Origin of the sequence: Sporosarcina aquimarina (assembly GCF_019748715.1) — a bacterium.
Taxonomy (GTDB): domain Bacteria; phylum Bacillota; class Bacilli; order Bacillales_A; family Planococcaceae; genus Sporosarcina; species Sporosarcina newyorkensis.
Window position 1 is genome coordinate 162,598 of record NZ_JACLBZ010000008.1, and the last position, 25,864, is coordinate 188,461.

Genomic DNA, 25,864 nt, shown 5'->3' on the forward strand with positions numbered 1-25,864 from the left:
CTTTTATACTGTAGCATTGCAAACACGCTTATTTACCGACCACTTTTCGGAGATACCCATTTTTTGGTCCTTGAAAATTGATGAATCCATAATCTTCAAATCTTCGGAGATTTTGGGTCGAAAATCCATTTGATTTAAGATGTCTTTTTCAACATCTATACCCGGAGCGATTTCGGTTAAAGTAAGTCCATCTTTTGTTAATACAAACACTGCTCTTTCAGTAACATACATAACGTTTTTTGAATGTTTTGAGGCATACTCACCGCTAAAAGTTATTTGAACTACATCACTTGTAAATTTCTTATTTACTCCCTCTTGTAAAATACGAAGTTTACCATTATCAATAGCAACTTTTAGACCTCCATTAGTAAAGGTAGTACAAAAAATTACTTTCTTTGCGGCTTGCGTTATATCAATAAAACCGCCACAACCTACAGTTCGACCACCAAATTTTGAAACATTCACGCTTCCATGTTTATCAATCTCAGCAGCCCCCATAAAAGTAAGGTCTACGCCTGCACCATGATAATAGTCGAAAACATACTCATGATCTAAAATGGCAGATGCATTTTTTGCAATACCAAACTCATTTGAACCTATTGGTACACCGCCGATGATTCCTGATTCAAGCGTGAGTACTATATCCTGATTTATACCTTCTTCATTTGTAATAGGGCCTATTACGTCTCCAGGGATACCTATACCAAGATTAACGACAGCATTTTTCGTTAATTCTTGAACTGCCCGTCTACCTATTATTTTGCGCGTATTTAGAGGTAGTACCTCGGAATCCATTGTTGTTGTTCTCAAAGAACCAGTATAAACAGGCGAGTAAATCTCATTAGGAGTTTGTCTATGTTCCGTTGCTGGATCTTCAGCCAAGACATAAGCATCAACCAAATATCCCGGCACAACAACATCTTTCGGATGAAATGACCCACTTTTAGCAACGTACTTTACTTGTGCGATCACTTTCCCCCCATATGCTTTTGCCGCCTGTGCCGCAGAAAGTATCTCTAATTTTAATGGTTCTTCTTCTGTCGTAATATTCCCATCTTCATCAATACTAGTACCTCTAATAAAAACATAATCAAATGGAATTGACGGATACATTAAGAATTCCTGATTACTAATAGTAACAATTTGAACAAGGCTATCCATCTTCATTGTTTTCTCATTAAATTTTCCACCTTCGAGACGTGGATCAACAAATGTTCCCAACCCGATTGGAGAAATATGTCCTGGCATCTTATTTGCCATAGCACGCAGCAGGTGTGTTAATTGCCCCTGTGGCCAGCAATGGCATTCCACTTTATTTTCCTTTATTAATTTTCTCATCTTGGGAGCTAAGCCCCAATGCCCTCCAATTACACGTGAAATTAGTCCTTCTTCGGCAATATTTTCTATACCATTTAAATTATCTGACTGACCAGCTGTGTGAAATACGGTAAGATCGTTTGGAGTACCCGTCTCTTTAAATTGTTGACTGATCGAGCGCAATATCTTTTCACACTGTGCCATCCCTCCAAAACCTACCAAAGCAATAGTGCTGCCATTGGATATTTCACGTGCAAGATCTAAGCTGCTAATTTGTTCTGCCATCGAAATTTCCCACCTTCTTTATTTTTTAGGACAACTATTAGGTAATATTTCACCTGAACATAAAAAACAACAATCATAATAAAAAACGGGATAAAAATTATATTAATTATAGGAATACTAATGAGAGCCATGGAATGAAACTAATTATGAGAACATCAACAAACAGAATAATAACAAACGGAATTACAGCTCTTGAAATAGCTTCAATTCTCGTATTGGAAATCTTCAAAGCTACAAATAGATTAAGGCCTACAGGTGGCGTCACAAGTCCTATCGCTAAGTTTACTACCACGATAACTCCAAAATGTACTGGATCCATCCCTAGACTTAATGCGACAGGTAAAAGAATTGGTACGAAAATTAGTATGGCCGCTGCAGCTTCCATGAACATTCCTACGATTAGTAGAAAAATGTTAACAATGATAATAAAAACAAAGACATTAGTCGAGAATCCTAGAAATGCATCAGATACGAGATCAGGAACGCGAAGGCGATTCAAAACAAAACTAAATAGACCAGCTGTTGAAATAATGATCATAACAATAGCAGTAGTAACAGCAGACTCCTTGAACACCCGTGGAATATCCCTCCACTTAATCTCCCGATAAATGAATACACCAATAATAAAAGAATACACAACGGCTATAACAGCAGCTTCTGTTGGGGTAAAAATTCCACCATAAATTCCACCAAGTACAATGGCTGGCATCAACAAGGATAGTATGGCATTTTTGAACCCTACAACTATCTCTTTAGGAGAAGCCTTTTTCTCTCCCCCGTACCTTTTTTTCTTTGATATCAAATAAGCAGAAATTAATAGAGATAATGTAACGAGAATTCCTGGTAAAATCCCTGCAAGAAACATATCTCCAACAGATGTTTTTGCAGATATTGCATATAATATTAGTGGAATACTAGGCGGAATAATAACACCTAATGCACCAGATACTGCCTGATTTGCGCTTGCATAGTTAATATCATATCCTTTAGCAATCATGGCTGGTATTAAAATAGAACCAATTGCAGCTGTCGTCGCTGCACCAGAGCCGGAGATTGCAGCAAAAAACATAGACGTTATAATAACAACCATTGCTAAACCACCCGATATATGCCCAACTAAGGTACTAGCAAATGCGACTAACCTTTTTGAGATTCCGCCTGTTTGCATTAACGAACCAGCCAATATAAAGAAGGGAATTGCCATTAACGGAAATGAGTTGGTGGCATTAAACATCTGTTGCGGGACAAGTTGTAACGGGGCTAAATCCCCAAAGTATGCTACCCCAGCTGAAGCCAGTCCTAAAGCAATGGCAATTGGAACACCGATTGCAAAAAATATTGCCAGTAGTATAAATATTAATGCAACCATTTTACAGTTCCTCCTTACCAATAAAGTCTTCAATCAGCACAGAAGCAGTGTTTAAAAACATCAAAGCACCTCCAACTGGAATAGCAAACATCGGCCAAAACATGGAGAGACCTGTCGTGGGAGCCGTTTGAAAAGATACTGCTTGAGCGGTCTTAATCCCGTAAACGACCATGATAACGTAAAAGATACACCCCACAACTGACATTACTACCTTTGAAATACTAAGTATATTTCCCTTTAATTTATTTTGGAGAATGTCAACTGCTATAATGGAGCCTTCCTTTATTGAATAAGCTGTACCTAACATTACTAACCAAATCATCAAAAATCTAGACGCTTCTTCAGAGAAAGTCAAGGATTCACCTACAACAAACCTTGCAAACACTTGCCAAGATATCAAAACACTCATTATTGCAAGCATTATAAACAATAACCAACCCACAACTTTGTTGACGTAATTTGTCATTCTGACATAATTTTTTAAAACTTTATTCACCTTATCCCCCCTCGTATGTAAATGATCTAAAATACTTCTTGAAACTTTTACAAAAAGAGGGAGGAGTATTCCTCACCTCTTTTTTCAGTATTCAAAACTACGTACTTTATCAATTAATTCCTCATTAATTTTTGGAGCCCATTTTTCATAAACAGGTTCCACCGCTTTTCTGAACTCCTCCAAATCTGGCTTAGTTACCGTCATTCCTTTTTCCTCTAGCTCCTGCAATGCTTCTGCTTCCAATTTCTTACTTGCTTCACGTTGAGTCTTAGTGGACAAATCAGCTGCTTCTTTAACAGCCGCTTGATCTTCAAGTGACAGGGATTCAAATAATTGTTTACTCATCATGAATAAAAGAGGAGAATATACATGACCTGTCAAGTTCAAATGATCTTGAACTTCATAGAAACGCACATCTAAAATTGTCGCAAGGGGATTTTCCTGACTTTCTATTACTTTCTGTTGCAATGCTGTATATACTTCAGGCCAAGCCATAGGAGTCGCATCAGCACCAAATGCTCTCCATGTATCAACCTGAACCTCACTCTCTTGTGTACGATGTTTTACACCCTTTAAGTCAGATGGTTTTTCAACTGGACCTGCGCTGCTAGTCTCATGACGCAAGCCATTTTCCCACCAAGCTAGAACCTCAACGTTAGCTGCCTGTTCAAGTTTACCAGCTAACTCTTCACCAATTTCACTATCTAAAACTGCATAAGCATGTTCAACACTTTCAAATAGATAGGGTAAGTCGAACATAAAAAAGTCATTTTCAAAACTTCCTAAAGGACCAGTGGAAGCAAGCCCCATGTCAATTGTATTTATTCCCATACCTTCTGTTGCTTCACGTTCTCCACCTAATTCATTGTTATAATGAAGTTTGATCGATAGACGCCCATCAGTTAATCGCTCGAGTTCTTCTTTAAACTTTTCCAACCCTATAGCATGATGTGATCCCTCTCCCAATGGAAGACTTGCATCAAATATTACTTTTTTCTCTTTTCCGCCATTTTCCGCAGATGCCTTCCCATCCGTATCATCAGATCCGCAAGCTGCCATAAAAATAATTGACAATACTAGCATTAAGGATAGAAATCCTTTATTCATGTAAATATCCCCCTTTAATTTATCATTTGAGATGGTTTTGCCGACTTCCAAACTTTTTTATTAAACTTGCTTACTCCCTCAACTACATATATTGCATTGTTTATCTCCAGCTTACTTCATTCATTTTCTTGGTCTTTAGTCTGCCTTTTCATCATTTTTTCTATAGTTGTAAAAGCCAATACCGGTCTTTCTTCCAAGGTTGCCGGATTCAACCAATTTTTTTAGTAATGGAGCAGGCCTATATTTTGAATCACTAAACCCGTCATAAAGCCCTTCCATTGTGGCTAATAAAACATCTAGCCCTACAAAATCAGCCAATGTAATAGGACCCATACGGTGATTTGCGCCAAACTTCATAGCATCATCGACATCTTCAGGTGAAGTTCCTTCCATAACACAATAAATTGCCTCATTGATCATAGGAACCAGCAATCTATTCACTATAAATCCAGGGTAATCTTTACAGGTTACTGGATTTTTATTAATAACTTCTATAAATCTCGTTGCTGTTTCATATGTTTCTTCTGTTGTGATGATAGAAGGGATTACCTCTACTAGCTTCATTAAAGGAGCCGGATAAAAGAAATGGAGCCCGATGACTTTTTCAGGACGTTTGGTGGACGCACCAATAGCAGCGATTGATAATCCCGAAGTATTTGATGCCAAAATCGCATCTGGTTTTAGAATGCCATCCAACTGTTGAAAAACCTTTTTTTTAATTTCCAAATTTTCCGGAACTGCTTCAATAACTAAATCGGATTCCGAAATATCAGACAATTTTGTTGTTGGTGTTATTTTCTTTAATGCGTCTTGTACAAAATCATTTAAAAGATTTTCCCTTTCAGCTTTTCTCTCCAGATTTGTTTTAATTCTTTCCATTGCTATTTCTAATTGCTGCTCATTCAATTCAAGAAGAGTAACCTTAATATTGGACTCGGCAACTACTTGTGTAATACCCGAACCCATTAATCCACCACCAACTACAGACACTGTTAATAATTCTTCCAACATACTCCCCCTCTCAATGTGTTATAAGACCATTCCTCCACCAACATTAATGACTTCGCCATTCATGTAAGAGGCTTGATCAGAAGCCAAAAAGGCAATGCAATTTGCGACATCTTCCGGTTTTCCAGCTCTTCCGGCTGGAATTTTAGAGATCATCATGTCCCATACTTTTTCAGGAACACTCCTAGTCATATCTGTGTCAATAAAACCAGGACAAATAGCATTGACTGTCACATTTTTCTTAGCCAATTCTCTCGCGGCTGTCTTTGTAATCCCTACTACTCCAGCTTTCGCAGCTGCATAGTTTGCTTGTCCAACATTCCCTAGCCAACTTGCAGAAGAAATGTTAATAATTCTTCCACTTTCTTGATTACGCATGACAACACTTGCAGGCTGCATTGTATTAAATACGCCCGTTAAATTAACCGAAATAACAGCATCCCATTGCCCGTGCTCCATCTTGTGCAACATACTATCTCTATTAATTCCTGCATTATTTACAAGTATATCTAACCTCCCATGTCTTTCAGCTGTTTTACTAATTAGGTCATTTGCCTCCTCTGAGTCCGCAACATTACAAATAAAAGACTCAGCGCTTCCACCATTTCCTTTTATTTGCGCAACCGTATGATCTGCACCTTCTTTATTGACATCGCTTACAATCACATGAGCTCCTAAACTAGCCAGTTTGCTGGCAATCCCTTCTCCCAAACCTCTTGCAGCGCCGGTAACAATAGCAACCTTTCCCGTTAGATCAATCATTGTTTTCTCTCCCATAATAAACTGTTTTTATATTAAAAATTCTTTTGAATAACCCCTAATTTAACCTTGCGGATGGGTTTCCTTTCTAGACGTGCCTTACCTAATGAAAACTTTTATGCTAGTTCAAATAAAGTCGCAATACCTTGGCCTCCACCAATACACATTGTCGAGATCCCCTGTTTCAAACCTCTGCGTTTTAGCTCGTCTAATAACTTCACGGTGATAATTGCTCCAGAAGCTCCTATTGGATGTCCTAAAGCAATTGCTCCACCATTAACATTCACTTTCTCTTTCTCGAGCCCAAGATCTTTTATCACTGCTAAAGATTGAGCTGCAAAAGCCTCATTCAACTCGATTAAATCAATCTTACTTAGATCAGTATTTGCCTTTTCTAAAAGCTTCTTTATAGCCGGTGCTGGTGCAAACCCCATAATCTCAGGGTCGACTCCGGCTACCGCCTGCTCTCGGATGTAGGCAATAGGCTCAACCCCTAATTCTTTTGCTTTTTCAGCCGACATCAATACCAAGGCTGCTGCTCCATTATTAATACCTGATGAATTACCGGCTGTAACTGTACCGCCTTCTTTAAATGCTGGCTTTAATTTAGACAACTTCTCTATTGAAGTACCTCTTCTAGGATACTCGTCTGTGTCAAAAGTTATTGTTTCTCCTTTTCTTCCTTTAATTTCGATTGGTATTATCTGATCTTTGAAATAACCTTTATCAATAGCTGCAATCGCTTTCATTTGACTCTCATAAGCGAATTGGTCCTGCTCTTCTCTAGAAACACCAAATTTTTCAGCAACAACCTCTGCTGTCACTCCCATAGGATATTTTCCAAATGGATCTGTTAGTGCTGTTTGCAGTCCATCCTCTAATTCGCCATGTCCAAATCTATATCCATAACGTCCTTTGCGGATATAGTAAGGTAATTGGTCCATATTTTCTGTTCCGCCGGCTATGATGACCTCTGCATTTCCGGTTTGGATTTGTTGAACGGCGTTATTGATAGCTTGGAGACCAGATCCACATAAACGATTAACTGTATAAGCTGTACTGCTTGAAGGTATACCGGCTTCAATAGCACACATCCTCGCTATGAATGCGCTTTCAGCAACTTGCCCAACACAACCAATTACGACCTCGTCAATGAGGTCTTTACTAATCCCAGCCCGATTAACCGCCTCTTTAATTGCAGTTGCACCTAACTCTGCCGCGTGGACATCTTTAATAGCGCCCCCCATAGCTCCAATTGCTGTTCTTGCATAGCTTACAATTACTACTTCTTTCATCTTTTATCACTTATCCTTCCATTTTTTTTTGACAACTCTTCCTAACTACTAGACTTGGCTCCAATAGGTAGGGTTTGATGTAGGAATTATTTTCACTTTCATTTAGTAATGAAATTAACGTTTCGCACCCTAACCTTCCCATTTCATATGCTTGTGCATCTACTGTAGTCAACGGAATTAGGAAGTCCTCTGAAAATGAAATGTTGTCTGAACCAATAACTGAAATGTCTTGAGGTACCCTAAATCCTTTATCCAGTAACACCTTAATGGTCGCGAAAGCCATAGTATCGCTAGCCGCAAAGAAAGCAGTTGGCATATCATCCTGTTCTATTAACTGAAGAACATTTTGATAAACCTTTTCGGCGTCATAGTTACATTTAATAATTCGATTATCCTTTAATTCAACCCCATGTTTAGCAAGCGCATTTTTAAACCCTTTCTCTCTCTCTCTACTATTTAATCGATCACCTCCAATAAATGCGATATCATCGTGTTCTAAATCAATTAAATATGTGGTTGCAATTTCACCAACCTTATAGCTGTCGATAAGTACCGAGTTATCACTATACACCTCTGGGGAACGATTAATTAATACATGAACAATTTCTTCTTGTTCAAGCAACTGAACACTTTTTGATTCTTTGTCGTCAATCGTTGCAAGTACAACACCATCTATACCGTAATCCAGCATTGATTGAACTAAGTCATATTCTTTTTGAGGGTCATCATCAGTTGTACATACGATTAATTGATAATTGTTTTTTTTCGCAACATCTTCAACACCTTTTAACATTAATGGATAAAAAGGGTTTGTAATCTCTGTTACAATCACGCCAATAAGATTTGTTTTTTTATTCTTTAAGCTCCTCGCTACTTTATTAGGACGATACTTCAATTCCTTGATAGCTATTTCTACCCGTTCTTTTAACTCGTCACTGACAAATTTATTATTATTTATAACTGCGGACACTGTTGCGATTGACACGCTAGCTTTTTTAGCCACGTCTTTTATAGTTACCATTTCTATACTCCCTTTCAACTAAACGTTTAGCTAAACGTTTAACTGGTTTTATTCTAATACAAAATTCAGTATATTGTCAATATTATTTTATGCTTTTTATAGAATTTTAAAAAAACCTAATTAAAGACTTATACCTGAATTACTTACCTACCGATGATAATGCATGAGTAAATGAAAAAAACCCGTTCTATTTAGATTAAATCTCACAAAATAGATTCTTATAATGGCTACTCAACTTCATTAAATTAAGTTTTAATTTTCAAATTTTATTAATAAATGATGGGGATCTTCTTTCTTCCAATAATGTTCTTTTCCTGGTCAAGGAGTTTGATAATAAAGTCGGTTTCTCCATAGTATTAGGGGTGGAAATTAGTGAGCCCCTTTCTAATGTTATCCTTCGTCAAGATTGTATTCGAATTGCTTGGGGTGTTGCTATAAAGTTGGTAGCTTAAGCGATTATAATAGCGTTGCATCCATCAGGGATGAGATAAAACACCCCAAAAGTTAGATTTGACTCTAACTTTTGGGGTGCACTTCACCATCACGAAAGATAGTTGACTGTTTTTTTTCAACTCACTACACCTAAATGGCAGAGTATTCGGTACACTCTTCATTGTTATGAGGAACTATTTAAAATCAATCTGCTCCTCAATCCGGCCACGATCATTGTGGATATAAACCATCGTTCCTTCTTCTTCCGCCAGTTGTTTTGCTTCGTCGATCGCCTCATCCTGAGAATCCGTCGTGCAGATCGGATCATCCTCGCCTTCGCGCTTCACTGCCCATTCACCGTCGTGCGGCACGACATGATAGCGCGCATCTTTCGTTCCTGCCCGGTCTTCAAAGTACTCATTTTGCTCTCTGCTCATTCCAATGCCTCCTCAATTTTTTATTCTATTTATTCACTACCCGGTTGTAGGAGGATAAAACGGATAGTTGTTTTGGCGGGGTCTTGTACAGATCAAACACAAATAATATCATGATTTACATACCAGTTTCACACATCATTATACTCTCCCTACTTAAACCGTTTATGCTATGAACAATCTATCAACTCTTGTCGTTTGTAGAGCGCAGGGTGAAATATGAACAGTAAAAAACACCTTGACCATACTTAGTCAAGGTGTTTTTTACTAAATTAATCAACAACGTATGTTTTTGTTTCTAAAATTTTATTTGTACTACTGTAGGCCCTGATAGTGATAGTACTACCAGGTTTTAAATTAGTGAAACCATAAGAAAATTCATTCCAGCCAGTTAAATGCAAATCTACTCCATTAATTTTCACGGAATGAACATCTTCTCTCGCTTTAATTATAAAGTTGTGGACTATGTCGCCAGACTCGTGTTGAATAGCTTGGATGGCAGCCGACTTATCTAACACATTGAAAGACTTGGATACTTTTTCGGCCAAAGTTTTTCCAGTTGTAGACTTGATAGTGCCTGCTACTTCAAGCTTATATGTTTTTCCCGGTTCATAAGCTACGAGTGGCGTAACTTCTATAGTTTTGCCGCCATCAATTAGCATCAGACTGGTTGCGATTTTTTTATTCCCGTCTAATATATATATTTCATTCGCAGTTACTGAACTAGTCGCAACCGGCTGATTGAACTTGATCTTCCATGACTTCGTCAGGTTCTCTATCGATTCAGCAGGAAAAGACTTCGCAAATGTAGCAGGGACAAATGCCAGGACTAAAGCCAGTGCAAGCACCCAAGACAGTGCAACTTTATTAAGTAGTTTCATCATTTATCACCTTCCTCAATTCGTAATCCCGATTTTCAAATCATTTAGCGTATAGTACTTTAAGATATTCGTCAGTAAGGAGTTATCATTTAATAATGTGTAGAGCGAGTAAGACCCGTGTAGTGGGCTTTTCGGAATTTCTGTATATGTCTTCTTACCTTTAACGATTTTCTTATAAACCGTTTCAAGCTCTGAACCATCAGAAGCAAATGCCATTATTTCCAATGTACTGTCATCATATACTTCGTCAAATACGAAAGTGAATATATTCGTACCATTCTTCTGCATCTCTATTTCTCCATTACCTGGCGAAAGTGTCGCTTTGATCGTATCTACTTTTTCGGTTGTTTGGATTTCTACAGTCGAAATCATCTTCCCATTGATTACGTTCGTATTCGTCGTAATTACATGGATGTCCTTCTCAGGAACTTTGACTCGAATAGCATCCAGCCCATTCTCGTTAATCAAATCTGTCAAGTTGCTTAATTCGTCTGCAAAGGATGTTAGGGTATCGTCATCCATAGTAGGGATTTTCACTGTGATTGAACTTCCAGGGATATCATACTTATAATCGGATAAAACACTTTTCGGTATCGATACATTAATTTTCTGATCACGAACAATTGCATAGTTTGGTGTTGCTGGGATAGAAATCGTTAGGATACTTCCTGATACTGTGAAAATACCGTTATCTGCAATCGAAGAAGTAACCAAGTTCCATTCTTTTGTTTGATCTGTAACCGAAAAACCTTTTAATAAAGCTGATTTTTTACTCTTCACGGTTGCAATAGAAGGGTCCCAATTTGCCGAATTCAGTGTTAGCCTAATAGAACTTTCACCTTTTTTGATACCGCCTTCCGTAAAGTTTGTAGCGTTAACCGTTACACCAGCTATAGCACCGACAGTGATTTTACCAGCGTCTTTAACGCCATTGCTTGGTGCGTCTTTTATGAGTTTATAAGGAACTTTCACTTCAAATACACCATTTGAGCTATAGTTCGGCACGGCAGGCAATTTAATTGTCAATTTATTTTTACTAACCTGAATATCATTTGACGTTCCTACTTGATTCCAAGGGTGTCCACTTTCTAAAATATCTGCAAAGGTAGGTGTTTCTGAGGAATCGAATTCAGCGTTTTTCAATGTAATGATAATTGTTTTTCCGCCTTTTTGGACTTCTTGTGCATCCAAACCTTTTTGAGCGGTTCCAGATAACTCAGCTGTTACTGCGGATACTTTGAAAGCGGAAGGCACCTTGATATCATTGGGCGACACCGTTACCGCTTCCGACAAAATTTCAATATCGAACGTTGCATCTTCTGTTAAAACGAAGGTAGAATCCGCTTGTAGTATCACTTTAGCCACTGTATCACTAACGCGTTTAAAGGAGGATACAACTAACTTTTCAGAAGTACCATTTTTAGTGATTATTACGTCGCCAGAACTTAGCGTTTTTACCCATGCTTCATTCTTCAATGTTAATGTAATTTCTTTACCGCCATTTGCGATATCAAATTCATTTGTGTTGGCAGTAATTGAGCCGGAAACGGTTGGGATAGGAATATCTACTTCCTCGATTTCTATTGCTTTATCTTGAACGGTAAGTACTAAACTACCGCCTATAGCAGGGTCATAATTTACTAACTTAGACGGACTTTCTAAGTTTTCAGGTTTAAAAGGTATATCGGTGGAAACCTTTCCGGTTATACTAGGCAAGGTAATTACAACTGTCTTATCGTTTGTACGCTTGACAGTAGCTTTTGCTTTGACCTCATCTCCCATTGTCCCTGACCATGTGAAAGCATCTATTAAATCCTCTCTTTTTCCCGTATTCGTTGCAATATCATTTTCCCAAGTCGCATTCACTAATGTAACGTTGATTGTTTTTCCGCCTTTTGCAAGATCGGTGGAAGTTATAGAAGTTGCGCTTCCCGAGATCAATACTTTCGGCTGTGCTGTAATTGTAAATTTCGCGTCAGCAAGTTTCACATCATTTTCTAAAAGTTGGTGTGGGACTTTTAACGTGATGGTTTGATCCTTTTGGAGTGAGTATGAGCCATCTACCGCCGGATAAGTAATTGTTAAAGTGCTAGTGTTAAGCGTTGTATTATCGACTGTCCAATTACTTGAATTTTTGACGGATTCAACCATAGCTTCTTTTATTTTATTTAACTCTTCCGGCTGATCTTTTGTAGAAAGTGAATCGATTAATACCCGCTTCTTGGCTTCTGTACCAACATCCCATTTGGTATTATGAAGTGTAAGTTGTAATGTATTACTGTTGGTTTTAAGTTCAAATTCTTTTGATGTAGAAAGAGGAGTAATATCAAGTGAAGGGGTCCCTGGATTACTTATCTTAAATTCCATAGGTTCCGTATCAATGGAATGACCAATCAATTCTTCCCCATTTGTCATATCTACATTTCCATCCAGATCTAATTTATCCACAATATAAAGTGGAACCGAACCACTTTTATTGAGTTTAAATGAAACCTCTCCAAATTCAACGATGTTAGGAAGAGGTGGTAATTTAAGTTTTAGTGTTCGCATATCATCCGAAAATGAAACTACTTTGTTTGGATCTGTGTTCTTTAAATTTTTTGCAACGTCCCAGGTAACTGAATTGATTGTAAAACTTTCTAAAAAAGCGTTGAAATGAGTTACTTCTGATATTTTACTTTCATCCCATGCCGCATTCACTAATGAAACTTCGATTTCCTTTCCACCTTTTTTGAGATCTGCTAAGGTAGTTCCCTTTTCAATATTTCCTCCCAATGAAATATGAGGCGTAGCATAGATTGTAAATTCCTTTGATTGTACTGTGCCAGGCCATTTCTCAATTAAGATAGGAGAGAGATCAATAGTTATAGTTTGATTTTCGGCTATCTCATAAAATGGAGATAAGTTGGATGCATTATTTGGTAGAACTAAAGTTAAAGTTTTTCTATTCACATCATCCAGTATGTCCTGTCCGGATGAATTCTTTTTAATAGTGATATTACTTTTATAATCATCCCAAATAGACATTTCCTTGTCTGCACTTATACCATCCAATAAAACTTGTTTTTTTGATAGAATGTCGCTTGCCCACATTTCATCTTCCAATGTCAGCTCAACCTCTATACTTGAAGATGCCGAATTTATTTTTTGCTCAGTAATAATAGCAGCACTCCCATTTACTTTTGTTGCACTTTTAACTTCTGTCTCCCCAGCATCCACAGCCAATGCCAATCCCGGCATAGTCGTTGAAAACATAACGATCACTGCTAAAATAGGAATTAGAATAGTTCTCCATCTTTTCTTATGATGATTCGTTGATTTCATCTGTTTCTCTCCCTTTTCTCATTAATTCGAAAACGTCGATAGTGTCGATGGTTTTCGTACCATTTCTTTTCAACCAATTTCAATACTTCTATAATATCGGCATATGTACTTACTTATTTAGCAAAATTACCTATTATAGTATGATAAGATAATTCTCTTAGATGCCACAGTAATGAGTCATACCAAACCTGCTAATATTTTCAAAAAATAATGATAGTGGTATCTTGGCCTAAGAATTTACGCCATTTTAACGGTCAACGTTCCATAACTCAATCCCTGTTACAAGGCTATCTGTATCAGGACCTTTCATATAAACATCTACTCCGTATTTGTAATAAGTAAGTATTTGGATACCCCTAGACGGATCTTCTCCATAAGATTCTTCATCAGGCGCTCCCCATGCCCTAATAATGTCAATGCCTGCAATATCGGATGATGGTGGAATTTCACGAAATACAGTATAAATACCATCGTAGTCATCGGAAAAAGGGAAGGCTACAGAATAGGCATAATCGCCATACCGTAAGTAATTGGCACCTTTCCAGCCAAATTCTTCATCGGGTTTTCCTAGCTGCTTATAAATATCTTCTCGTTTAGTATCAAAACTGACTGTTGCTCCTGGCATTATTCCCTCAGTCAGAGAGTAATAGAAGTCTTTTGTCAAAATCGTTTCTTTTGGAGACTTTTTTGACGGCCGTCCAATGGTATAGCGAACCATCTGATCGAAAGGATAGTTTCCAATTTCAATTAAACCGCCCATATCTTCTTTTCTTACGCGAAATAACCCTGCCTCCTGGTCCATCCATTCCACATTCGACCGTATCTGAAAGTTCGCTAGTATCATTAATACCACAGGGAAGACTAAAGATTCCAACTACCAAATAGTTTTAAAGTCTTAAAAGTAGCCCCCATAATTCTTTATAAAAGCAAAGTTTATATTTCATCAACTTTCCTTTGATTGTGACTTCAAATTCCTGTGTATCTACTCTTCAAAGCAAATAAAAACATAGAATCCGCCCCGCTTCATCAGGGAAGTTGATCGACCACTCTATCTATTACTACTGGGTCTTGCCGTCAATATCCATACCCAGAGTGAACTTTCTTCCTCCATCCAGTCGTGTCATTATATTCCTTCTTTCGATAAAATCACATAGTTTTCTTCTACGCACCTTATTTCAATGCAGCCTGTGAGTGAGGTGAAATCCTATTGCAGAGTGTCATTATCACGCATAATATGCGCTTCCCGATTAAAGCGAGTGCATTTTATGATATACACTTCTGGTCCACTTCCTGAAACGTCCTTCCTTTATATAAAATAAAGCTGTCGTAAACAGGAATGAAAATGACTTTCTGTGACAGCCTCTTTTCCCTTGTTTCTTTATGTTGAATAAAAATTCAAAAGCCAAGAAGGCACAAAACATTTCTTAAAAACTATTCAAACAAACTGTATCCCTTTTGCCCCCTCCTTTCTATATAGAAAGAAAAAGGGGTTTTTCTCATGACACATTATCTTTCTCAGTACGCGAAATTCCAAAATAAAATCGAAATGGACACTGCCGCACGTAAGCATGTAGACCTTCATTGGAATGCAATGAACAAGACCGATCGCGCGGTACTCGATATGATACGTTGCTATTCAGTGCAATATCTCGCGGCTCACTTAAAACATCAAACAATCGAAACAAAACTAAACATATCGAATTCCACGGTCAGACATACTTTACGCAAACTGGAGAAGCTGCAGATCATCGAGCGAATTCATTATGTCCGTCCGGTTATGAGCGGTCTGGGAGCGAATATATATGTTATTTTGCCCATCAATGACCAGGGGAATTTGGACAGGGGCATCGAGACGGATGAGCTCAGTAAAAACGCGGTTTCTAAACCGATTTTAGAAAACGAACCTTCTTTCTATAAATCTCAAAACATTAAAGATCCTATAAAGACGTCTCACCATGAAGGTGAAAAGTTATCCACATCCCTGTTTGCGAAGATGATGAAAATATTGGCATTGACCGGAGATGATTCGAAAACTCGGGAGTACTATGGAATTTACAGAGGACAGACGGGACGGATGCTGAAGTTTGGAATTCATAAGGACAAGGGGAAATTGTTCGAGGATTTGGCGTATCGTGCAATGCGGATCAGTGTCCTGGCGATGAAGAAGAAGAAAATCCGTAATTTGCCGGGGTATTTTAGTGGTGTGTTGCGAGAGTTGATTGATAAAGCGCTGTTTGGCGATATTTATCAGGAGTATTCGGTTTCGGTTGATGGGTTGGGAGAGCATTTAGATACGTCGCAATGTTTGTTTTAGAAGCAGTTCGTGCGATTAATTACGAATGAATACGTTATTTTTACATCTCGTTCGACGGTGTTTAATATTTCTTTAGTTTAATCTCGGGGTGAATAGTGTGCGGAACTGGTGCCTCTGCTTCGTACCCGATTAATTGTGTGGGAACCTGGTACTTGCGAATCTATCATGGACAATGGAATTTAAAAAAGTTGCCGCCTTCAAAATATAGGCAGCAACTTCAACAACTAGCATAGGCTTTTTTAACTGTCCTTTACAAAGGGTACAGTTTAAACTCAGACAAGTACCTTTATCTCACTTCAAATGCTTATCTAAAAACTCAATCATCGCATGATAAAATTCAATACGGTTTTCTTCATTCTGGAATCCGTGTCCTTCATTATCTTTTAACATGTATTCGACATCGATGCCTCTCTTCTTCAACGCCTCCACGATTTGATCAGATTCTGCCTTGTTGACTCGAGGGTCGTTTGCACCTTGGGCAACAAACAGAGGCGTTTTGATTTTATCGGCGTGGAATACAGGAGAGACGGCTTCCAGTAATTTTTTATCTTCTTCAGGGTGGCCAACTCGGTTGTAAAGATTATTTCTCATCGTTTCCCAATACGGCGGGATCGTATCGAGCAGTGTAAATAAATTGGAGACTCCGACATAGTCCACGGCCGCTGCATATAAATCAGGAGTGAACGTAATGCCCGCCAGTGTAGCATAGCCTCCGAACGATGCTCCGTAAATACCAATTCGGTCAGGATCCGCAATGCCTTGATCGATAGCCCATTGAACACCGTCTGTTATGTCATCCTGGATTTTTAATCCCCATTGTTTATTGCCCGCATCCATGAATTCCTTTCCGTATCCTGTGGAAGACCGGAAGTTTACTTGGAGAACTGCATATCCGCGATTGGCAAGCAGCTGTACTTCCGGATTATAGCCCCACATATCACGTGCCCAAGGGCCGCCATGCGGATTTACAATTAACGGCAATTGCTCAGCTTTCTTATTCTTCGGCAACGTTAAATAACCATGGATCGTGAGACCGTCCCGGCTCTTATACGAAATCGGATGCATATCCGCCAGCGAATCCCGATCGATCCATGGTGCCAGCTCCGTCAATTTCGTCAGTTCTTTCGTTTCTGCGTCGTAGTAATAATAGGTTCCATATTCTTTGTCACCCGACACCGCTACAATAAACTTGCTCATTTCTTTATTGTAATCTTCGATCGATAACTGACTTTCATCGACGTTCAGTTTCTCTTTTAAATCATTGAAGATATTTTCCAATTCCTTATCAAAGAACTCGTAGTGAATTTTATCTGTCATATAGACGCTTGCCAAAATGGCGTCTTTCACTGGATCATACACCGCTCCCAAAATATCGACCTGCGGGTTGGAATGAATGACTTTTTCGTTTGCCTTCAAATCAAGAACGACCAATTCCGTCTTATCCCGATCCTTATTGGACAATGCATAAATCGATTGGTTATCTTTCGAAAAAGCAATCGGTGAAATCATGTCTCCTTTTTCCGTCTGGACAAGTGGTTTAAATACATCCTTTTCCGTTTCACGATACAGAACCGTACTATCAACCCCGTCTGACTCGAGCGCGATTCGGATCTTGCCGTCATGGTCTGCAAGCCAACCGGCGATGTTCCCCGGATTTTTCGCTACATGTTCCAGATCACCAGTTTTAATATTTAGCCGGTACACATCAAAGACCGTCGGATTTTCTTTATTCATGCCGATAAGGATTTCATCTTTGACACCTGTCAAATTACTGATCATTTCTACACGGACACCGGGATATGGAGTTAAGTCACGTTCTTTCTGTCCGTTAAAGTCGGATGAATAAATATGATAATTTTCATCACCGCCATTATCTTTTACATATAAAATATTGTCATCTTTCCAAAACGATGCAGCAACGTCCCGATCTTTTGAGCTTGTTACACGAATAGGCTCGTCCTCACCGTGCATCTTTTTAACAAAGACATTCATACGGCCTTCCCACTCGGAACTGTATGAAATATACTCTCCATCCGGCGACATTTCATAACCGAAATCTCCAGGGTTTTTCATGAAATCTTCGACCGAAATTTCACTTACCCCTTTGTCATCGATACCTTTGTACTGTTTTGCATTCTTGAGGATCACTTCCATGTCCTCTGCTGTAACCGTTTCATTTAATTGGCTGGAGACTTTAATAAGTCTATGAATCTTGGCGGATTCCAAGTAATCGGAGGCCGTCTTTTCCTTTTCCTCGATGCCTAAAGCCCGAATTAGTATTTTAGAAATTTCACCTTTGGTAATTTCTTTTTCAGACCCGGCTCTGATAGTCTCTCCAGTCCAACGCTTGGCAATTTCCTCTCTCATTTCCTTCGATCCGTGCTGATACGTCAGTTCATCCAAAGCAGCTTGGAAAAACTTAGCGGTGGTTACGGGCGCCTCCGCTTTTACGTTTTCGGCAATACGTACAGTTTCCGGATCAATGCTACGAACCGAATCGTTGGCTTGTGCTCCTAATGGATAGGACATGAGAAGCGCTGAAGCCATCACTCCAAGTAATGCTTGTTTTTTCACTGGTAAATTCCCCCTTTACTGTATTAAATAAATAGTACACTTGTATTCCTCGGAAAGTCAATTGAATAAATGAACTATTACATCAATTACGAATTGAATGACCTTTGGTTTCACTGGATTTTGGTTAAGTTTTTAAAAGGAGGATAGAGACCGAGAGATACCTGATAATCAGCATTTGATGATTGCTAATTTTGTTTCTCTCTCAGTATGCAGATTTATGTGGCAGATCATGTACTTGATCTTTAGTCTCCCAAATTATCCGGACACTATTCAGCATATATCTGCATCGTCGGTTACATTGGAAGTGGTAATGGGCAGGCATTTTTCAAAAAACTGAACTTATCGGGATCAGCGGATGAAAAAGTTAATAGATGAGATAAAGTTGAATTGAAACGGAAAACAGCCAACTATCCCGAGGGACAATTGGCTGTTTCTTCATAATCTCTTTCACAGTCTATTAATAGGCAAACAGACAAGTTAATAACATGCAGTACTTTTCGCTTAATTGCGTCTGATCCTCGTAAGGAGCTAATACATGTCTTAAACATTCACCCACCTCCATGCAAATAAATACCGATAATCTCTTCGCCTTCATATTCCACCTTCACATGATACCCGCCTATTTCATAATCCAAAATATCACCGGTATCATAATTCGAGCCGGCTATTGCTTCTTTTTCCTCATCACTCATTGGATAATCTGCAGAATCACTGACGGGCTCTCCTAATAACTGCTTCAGTCTGGAAGTTGAATCCTTGTAGTAGGAACCTCTCAACTCAATACCGTAGACGTTACCGTTATAGTCGTCATGGAAAACATTTTGGCCGTCCGGAAAGGAAAAATACGATCCGCCTTCTGCCTCGTATTCACCGAGATGCAAAGGATATTTAGCTTCGTAAGCCGTCATGGGCTGCCCGACTTTCAACTGCTCGTCTAGAATGTATCCGTTTTTCAACCGATCTGCCAAATCATCAGGAAATGTACGGTATGGGAATTGGTCAACATAGCTGTCAATTTTGTGCCATTTGTCAATAAGACCTTTAAACGTATCAAACATTTCGTCTGCGAATCCCTCGCCGTACCAATCACTGTCTTCCTTCCATTCATCCTCAATGAATAGCTCCCTTTCATTGATCAAGGAAAATTTTTTTCATCAGGATGCCACTCATACGTCTGAAACTGCCAGCCGAGCGGTTCGCCGTTGAAATACTGATATGTTTGGAGATACCGGTCCTCCACCACTTTCACTTTATCTGTACTGGCGTAAAGCACCTGCTCCTCATCTACCGAGACAGCGTGCAAAAGTCCTTGATCGAGCACAAATAAAGACAGCTCCCTGCCATTCGATTGAACAATTTCAGCGATCTGCAGAATAGACTGGCTACCTACTTTCTGCACAGTAAAAGGATCATTCGATAAATTCAGCAAATAGGAAGTCGAATCCGTGTCTTGCAAATACGCTTCTTCACCTGCTGCATCCGCTAAGTAGAATAGCAGCTCTCCTTCATAACGCTGATCTCCTGGTTGTCCGAAAGCAGACCCTTCGTCAGCCGCCACCATCTGTATTTTTTCTTTATCCGCAGGCAAAACGAACAGTCGGACTTCTTTTTCTTCATAAGATACTTTGTCCGTGAAGACGGCTTGATTTTCTAGTTCCGAAATAGCCTGCGAAGTATCCGTCTTTTTTACATGGATCGGCTGACGTACTTCCTGTCTTGTCTCTTCTTTCTGCATATCTTCTTTTGCCGAGACTGCTGCCGGTTCTAGGTCCGCCTGCTCTTCTTCTGCCTTTTCTGAGTTTGCACAGCCGCCAATACCGATAAGCATTGCGAATAAAACTCCATACAACATATTCACCCGTATTCTTTTTTTCCTGTTCATTGAACATCTCTCCTACCCCTTTTCATAAAAAAAACCTTCCATAAATAATACACCCACAAGTATTGCACAATCTCCCACTGTTGTGTCAGATTACTAGACCTGTAAATACTCATTATTCTAAGCTTTTGTCTCTCAGCGTTTTCCGACATCAAAATGATTATTTGTTCGACACTCCTGCGACTTTTTTTATGATCTCTACTATTCGATTCGTAGAAAATGTTCGAAAACGATCCTGCAACATAATCATGCTCTGTGAGCTGAACAAATAAGGAGATGACACCTTCACCATGGTAGGTAAATTAACATCATCATTCAATTGCAAAAAGCTTTGCGGTACAAAGGAAACACCTATCCCCTTTTTCACCATTAATAAAATAGGCAATGAAGTGGTTCCCCAGTAAACTATGTTAGGTGTGAAGCCACTTGCATGACAAGCTTCCATTATAAAATCTGATATGTTTTGTCCTTGTGTTGTTCGTTGCATTAAAAAGTTTTCATTCCGCAAATCACTTAGTTCGATTGAAGATTTATTCAATAACGGATGACCGGGGGGCAATGCTAATAATAAAGGCTCTTTAACAAGCTTTATAATTTCTAAATCATCTGGCTGATAAGTATTGCGCACTAATCCTACGTCAATCTCATTATTTCTAATCTCCCGCAATATGTCCGTATATTTCCCTTCTCTTACATCCAGCGTAATATCCAGCGACTGTTCTTGAATTTCTTTAAGTACATTTGGGATAAATGTAATGTTGGCCGATGTAGAGGTACCAATTCGGACCGTCCCTTTTATCCCTTCGCTATACTCCGCGACTTCTTTCACAACATTCTCTGAGGAAATAAGTAACTCCTTCGCTCTCTCGTACAGGAGATTTCCTACCTCGGTTACTAATAAACGTTTTTTATACCTCTCAAAAAGAGTGACATTCAGCTCTTCTTCCAGTTTGCGGATTAACATACTCAATGGAGGTTGTGACATATTCAATTTCTTGGCTGCTTTAGAAACACTTCCTTCCTCTACAACCGTGACAAAGCAATGTAAACGATGTAAATTCAATGACTTTACCTCCGATTTCCATTCATCTATCATATACGTTTTACATATCAACTATACACTTTATATATATTTTCAATTATACGAAAATCTGACTATAATTAAAAGTATATTTTTTCGCTTTATATACTTCAGCTGAGTCAAGGCTTTTCTAGTCCATTGAAAGCGCTCTAATCAAAAGCTACTTCCTCACTTCTATAATTACTTAGCAGGAGATGATTAATTTTAAAAAACTAGTAATGGAGGGAAACACATGAAGAGAAAACCTACCTTTTTCGAAGCTATTCTTCCTATCATTGTCATGCTTTTATTGACTTCGATTGGATTTGCAGGTTATGGAATCAAAATCGAGCCGTTATTAATTCTTGCCTCGCTGTTTGCAGGGATCATTGCATTACGGGTCGGGGTAACCTGGGAACAGATGATGACTGGTATACGTGAGAAAATTGATGCAGCAATGCCCGCCTTATTAATTCTTATTTCTATTGGAATATTAATAGGGATGTGGACCATTTCCGGTACAATACCCGCAATGATCTTTTTCGGGTTAAAAATTATACATCCTTCTTTTATTGTCCTTATCGCATTTATCGTTTCAGCAATTGTATCCATTGTTACCGGTTCTTCCTGGGGCTCTGTCGGTACTGTTGGAGTCGCTCTGATGGGGATAGCAACAGGAATGGATGTTTCATTAGCGGCAACTGCAGGAGCCATCGTATCCGGAGCTTATTTTGGTGATAAATTATCTCCACTTTCTGACACTACCAATTTAGCTCCCTTAGTAGTGGGAACTGAACTACATGAACACATTAAACATATGCTGTATACAACAATTCCGGCTGCTGTGGTTGCAATGATTGTTTACACAATCGTTGGTTTCAACTCATCCGTTACTCAACCAGGGATTAGCGAACAAACAGGAGCTATGCTAAAAAGTTTAGAAGAAATGTTTACGTGGAGCATTTGGTTAGTGCTCCCTGCGATTATAATTCTTTATGGTACTATAAAAAAACTGCCTACATTGCCTGTGGTTATTCTTTCTTCTTTCGTTGCCGGTTTCATCGCCATTTTTGTGCAAGGCTTTTCCGTTAAAAGCGTTTTCTTGGCGACAGTCTCGGGCTTTGATGTCATCATGGTGGAAAAGGAAGGATTTAATCCGGAAACCGTTATCCCGGAAGTTTTACGGCTTGTCAATCAAGGCGGCATGCAATCCATGACAGGAGTTGTTTTGATTGCTCTGTGTGCATTTTCTTTTGCCGGCATTGTTTCCGTTTCCGGTTGTTTAGAAGTACTAGTCAATTCATTGGTCAAGTTAGTAAAAAGCACAGGAGATTTAATTTTAGTAACTGTGTTATCATGTATTACAACTGCTCTAGTAACAGCCAATACTTATTTGCCGCTCATCATACCAGGTGAATTGTATAAAGAAACCTACAAAAAGAAAAATCTGGCTGCAAAAAATCTGTCGAGAACGTTAGAAGATTCAGGAACGGTCGTTATTCCGCTTGTACCTTGGTCCACTTCAGGTGTTTTCATAGCCGGAACATTAGGCGTCTCTACATTCAGTTATCTTCCTTGGGCAATCCTATGCTACACCGGTTTTATCTTCGCAATTATTTTAGGGTATACAGGAATCGGAATAGCCAAATTGGAGAACGATACAGAAGTGAAGGAATCTATAAATTAATATGTAGTACTTTGAAGGGGCTGATCAGAATGTCATGGAAAAATGACTTTCTGGACAGCTCCGTCTTTTTGATATTGCAATATAACAATAAGCTATGGTAGAAAGCCAGATTTGCATGCTTTCTATCATAGCTTAGTTAATTCAAAAAGTATTCATCGATACAATATAACATCACCGGTATAATGAATAACGCAGCAATCGTTGAAATAATAGTCACTAACGCGCCCAGTTTGTAATCTCTGGAGTATTTAGCAAACAGAACTGAAGATAGTGTCAAAGCTGGCATCGTAGATTGAACGATCAAAACGTTCATCAATAATCCGTCCAGGCGGACAAATTTTATTGCAACAACTATAGTGAGTGGAAGTACAATCAACTTAATAAGTACCGGCACTGCAGCCACGAAGTAGCCAACCCGTACTTTGGAACTTTGAAAATTGTAAAACGTCGCGCCAATGTAAAACATAGCGAGCGGAATCGCGAATGCAGCTAAGCTGGTTGTCACATTCATAAACAGAGAAGGGATACGAACTCCTGTCAGTGCAACCACTATTCCTAGTACAATCGCTATAAGCGGTATATTGATCATATTTTTCAATAATGCCCAACTGATTTTTCTTTCGTTCTGCATCAAATAAACACCGACTGTCCAGATCGTAAAGTCTACGCCCGCATCAAACACTGCGGCATATAAGGCACCCTCTGCGCCAAATAATACTGCACATAACGGAATGCCGATAAAGCCGGTATTGCCAAACGCAGAAAGTATTGCCACTTCTATCCGTTTCTCCGAATACTTCGGAGATAAAGAAGCTGTGACATATCCAATCAGTAAACCAATCAAATTAATCAACACCGAAAAAACAAATATGAGAATCAGTGTTTTGAACATATTGCGATCAATTTCCACCGTGAAAATGCTCGATAAAATAATGGAAGGCATCGCGACATTCGTAATGAGTGTAATATACATATTTTTCGTTTCATCATTAAACACATAAAACCTGGCCGCCACGGCCCCGATGACAATCAATATTGTTATCATGGCGATAGATTGAAAGACAACTCCGATATCCATAGAAAGTTTCCTTTACCGGCAGGAACGGCTATACAGCACCATACTGACCGCCAATAACTGCATTCTTGGTACGAATGATCCGAGAACTAAATATTCTTCCTCGGAATGCCACTTTCCTCCAACAGGTCCCATCCCGCAAATTGTCGGTACTCCTATTGTGGAAGAAAAGCCGGCATCCGCAGCCCCTTTGGTCGCAGTCTCTGTAATAGGAATTGCTACTAAATCAGCTGCTTCTTTGACAACTTCATACATTTTCTGAGACTCTTTATTTTTTTCCATAGGCAAAATCCCAGCACCTAATGTTAATACCGCTTTCGTTCCCTCGACATAACTGTTATCAACGATTGATTGTACATCTTTTTTTAATTGTTCAAAATCCTTCATTCGCCAAAAACCTGTGTGTATGGTCCCCTTGGCTTGTGGAGCCACCGTGTTATTCGCTACTCCTCCTTGGACAGTTCCTACATTAACAGTTATTCCTTCCTCCAAATTCATCAGTTCTTTTATGTTAATAATTTTATGTGCCAATTCATCAATTGCACTGATTCCCTCTTCAATGGCCAATCCCGAATGAGCTGCTTTACCTTCGATACGAACCTGCATATGGGCAGAGCCTTTTCTGGCTGTCACGATTGAACCATCTGGGCGCGCCGGCTCCATATTAAATACACCTAATGCATTCTTTGTCTGTTGCTCGATCACTGTACAAGAGATTGGTGAACCTATTTCTTCTTCAGGGGTGAAGAGTAATTCAATATCGCACATTTCATCCATAGCAAATGTTTTTACTGCAGAAGCAGCCATAATCATACTTACTAAGCTCCCCTTCATGTCAGAGACCCCTGGTCCATATGCGAATTGTTGATCTTCAGAGTAAGGTCGTTCATTTGCTGTTCCTTTAGGAAATACCGTATCCTGATGGCCCATTAATACAATCTTTCCCGGTTGTTGCCCTTTCACTGTCGCGATAATATGATTTCCAAATTCTTTGTTCCTCTTTACTATAAATGGAATTTGATAATTATCCAAGATTTCTTGAATAATTAAACCAACTTGATTAACTCCAGCTTTGTCAAATGAATTACTATCCGTGTTAACCAAACGCTGTAAATATTCTTTTGCTTCTGCCTCTCGCTCTTTCAAAAACTGAGTGATTTCTTGTAAACAATTCATCTATATACGCTCTCCTTCTTCCAAATAATGAAGATATTTGAGTAAGCTAACATTATTTTATATGCAAGAAATATAGATGTAAAATATATATTTAGTATTAAAACCATATATATTTTATATGAAATCACCCAACTGGGATATTCTCAGTAATCCATTTTGAGAACCTCATGAAGTAAGATTCGTGAAAAGCCTGGCAATATTATACTGGGTGACGTGAAACACATATATGGTCACCAACTTTACATTACATTCGTCAATGACGCTTATTATCATCAGTTTTAATTTCGATGAAAGTTAATCATTACAAAGCATCCCAAAGGCTAGAATTTGAATCTAACCTTTGGAATATAAAAGTTTAATATATGACGCAA

General features: G+C 38.8%; 20 protein-coding genes. 2 read left to right on the forward strand and 18 right to left on the reverse strand.

Going from position 1 to position 25,864, the window contains the following annotated elements:
• Window positions 1-3: 3 nt before the first annotated feature.
• From H7J92_RS04180 to H7J92_RS04235, 12 genes are all read right to left on the reverse strand, one after another.
• Window positions 4-1,602 (reverse strand): acyl CoA:acetate/3-ketoacid CoA transferase, encoded by a 1,599-nt coding sequence (locus H7J92_RS04180; RefSeq protein WP_221835511.1) that lies wholly within the window; start codon window positions 1,600-1,602, stop codon window positions 4-6.
• A gap of 106 nt (window positions 1,603-1,708) precedes the next feature.
• On the reverse strand, window positions 1,709-2,971 hold the full coding sequence (locus tag H7J92_RS04185; protein ID WP_221835513.1) for a TRAP transporter large permease: 1,263 nt from the start codon (window positions 2,969-2,971) through the stop codon (window positions 1,709-1,711).
• 1 nt (window position 2,972) lies between these two features.
• A complete protein-coding gene (locus tag H7J92_RS04190; RefSeq protein ID WP_221835515.1) occupies window positions 2,973-3,467 on the reverse strand; it encodes a TRAP transporter small permease in 495 nt (164 codons plus the stop codon).
• Window positions 3,468-3,551: 84 nt separating this feature from the next.
• A complete protein-coding gene (locus tag H7J92_RS04195) occupies window positions 3,552-4,574 on the reverse strand; it encodes a DctP family TRAP transporter solute-binding subunit (RefSeq protein ID WP_221835517.1) in 1,023 nt (340 codons plus the stop codon).
• Between the two features lie 135 nt (window positions 4,575-4,709).
• On the reverse strand, window positions 4,710-5,582 hold the full coding sequence (locus H7J92_RS04200) for a 3-hydroxyacyl-CoA dehydrogenase family protein (RefSeq protein WP_281422258.1): 873 nt from the start codon (window positions 5,580-5,582) through the stop codon (window positions 4,710-4,712).
• A 21-nt stretch (window positions 5,583-5,603) separates the two neighbouring features.
• On the reverse strand, window positions 5,604-6,344 hold the full coding sequence (gene fabG / locus H7J92_RS04205) for a 3-oxoacyl-ACP reductase FabG (protein WP_221835526.1): 741 nt from the start codon (window positions 6,342-6,344) through the stop codon (window positions 5,604-5,606).
• 113 nt (window positions 6,345-6,457) lie between these two features.
• Complete coding sequence (locus tag H7J92_RS04210) at window positions 6,458-7,636, reverse strand: thiolase family protein (protein WP_221835530.1); 1,179 nt, start codon at window positions 7,634-7,636, stop codon at window positions 6,458-6,460.
• A gap of 10 nt (window positions 7,637-7,646) precedes the next feature.
• Window positions 7,647-8,657, reverse strand: a complete 1,011-nt coding sequence (locus H7J92_RS04215; RefSeq protein WP_221835532.1) for a LacI family DNA-binding transcriptional regulator — start codon at window positions 8,655-8,657, stop codon at window positions 7,647-7,649.
• Between the two features lie 626 nt (window positions 8,658-9,283).
• Window positions 9,284-9,526, reverse strand: coding sequence for a DUF2188 domain-containing protein (locus tag H7J92_RS04220; protein ID WP_221835534.1), 243 nt, complete (start codon window positions 9,524-9,526; stop codon window positions 9,284-9,286).
• A 269-nt stretch (window positions 9,527-9,795) separates the two neighbouring features.
• Window positions 9,796-10,407, reverse strand: a complete 612-nt coding sequence (locus tag H7J92_RS04225) for an Ig-like domain-containing domain (protein WP_221835536.1) — start codon at window positions 10,405-10,407, stop codon at window positions 9,796-9,798.
• Between the two features lie 12 nt (window positions 10,408-10,419).
• Entirely contained in the window at window positions 10,420-13,728 is a 3,309-nt protein-coding gene (locus H7J92_RS04230; protein ID WP_221835540.1) for a hypothetical protein, read from the reverse strand.
• 247 nt (window positions 13,729-13,975) lie between these two features.
• The gene (locus tag H7J92_RS04235) at window positions 13,976-14,530 is read right to left on the reverse strand and encodes a hypothetical protein (protein WP_221835541.1); all 555 of its coding nucleotides are present in this window, start codon (window positions 14,528-14,530) and stop codon (window positions 13,976-13,978) included.
• A 696-nt stretch (window positions 14,531-15,226) separates the two neighbouring features.
• On the opposite strand from H7J92_RS04235, the gene H7J92_RS04240 reads away from it, so the two are divergent.
• Window positions 15,227-16,042, forward strand: a complete 816-nt coding sequence (locus H7J92_RS04240) for a hypothetical protein (protein ID WP_221835542.1) — start codon at window positions 15,227-15,229, stop codon at window positions 16,040-16,042.
• A gap of 291 nt (window positions 16,043-16,333) precedes the next feature.
• Here H7J92_RS04240 and H7J92_RS04245 read toward each other — a convergent pair whose 3' ends face one another.
• The 4 genes from H7J92_RS04245 to H7J92_RS04260 form a co-directional block, all read right to left on the reverse strand.
• A complete protein-coding gene (locus H7J92_RS04245; protein ID WP_343228069.1) occupies window positions 16,334-18,616 on the reverse strand; it encodes a S9 family peptidase in 2,283 nt (760 codons plus the stop codon).
• Between the two features lie 548 nt (window positions 18,617-19,164).
• Complete coding sequence (locus H7J92_RS04250) at window positions 19,165-19,755, reverse strand: hypothetical protein (protein WP_221835543.1); 591 nt, start codon at window positions 19,753-19,755, stop codon at window positions 19,165-19,167.
• A complete protein-coding gene (locus tag H7J92_RS04255; RefSeq protein WP_221835544.1) occupies window positions 19,752-20,498 on the reverse strand; it encodes a hypothetical protein in 747 nt (248 codons plus the stop codon). The genes H7J92_RS04250 and H7J92_RS04255 overlap by 4 nt, the downstream gene beginning before the upstream one ends.
• Window positions 20,499-20,655: 157 nt before the next feature.
• Window positions 20,656-21,558: a LysR family transcriptional regulator gene (locus H7J92_RS04260; RefSeq protein ID WP_221835546.1), complete on the reverse strand. Its 903-nt coding sequence runs from the start codon at window positions 21,556-21,558 to the stop codon at window positions 20,656-20,658.
• 250 nt (window positions 21,559-21,808) lie between these two features.
• On the opposite strand from H7J92_RS04260, the gene nhaC reads away from it, so the two are divergent.
• Window positions 21,809-23,242 (forward strand): Na+/H+ antiporter NhaC, encoded by a 1,434-nt coding sequence (gene nhaC, locus H7J92_RS04265; protein ID WP_221835548.1) that lies wholly within the window; start codon window positions 21,809-21,811, stop codon window positions 23,240-23,242.
• 136 nt (window positions 23,243-23,378) lie between these two features.
• On the opposite strand, the gene H7J92_RS04270 is transcribed toward nhaC, so the two are convergent.
• Both H7J92_RS04270 and H7J92_RS04275 read right to left on the reverse strand, forming a co-directional pair.
• Window positions 23,379-24,320, reverse strand: coding sequence for an AEC family transporter (locus tag H7J92_RS04270; protein WP_221835551.1), 942 nt, complete (start codon window positions 24,318-24,320; stop codon window positions 23,379-23,381).
• Between the two features lie 12 nt (window positions 24,321-24,332).
• The gene (locus tag H7J92_RS04275; protein ID WP_221835552.1) at window positions 24,333-25,493 is read right to left on the reverse strand and encodes a M20 family metallopeptidase; all 1,161 of its coding nucleotides are present in this window, start codon (window positions 25,491-25,493) and stop codon (window positions 24,333-24,335) included.
• Window positions 25,494-25,864: the final 371 nt, after the last annotated feature.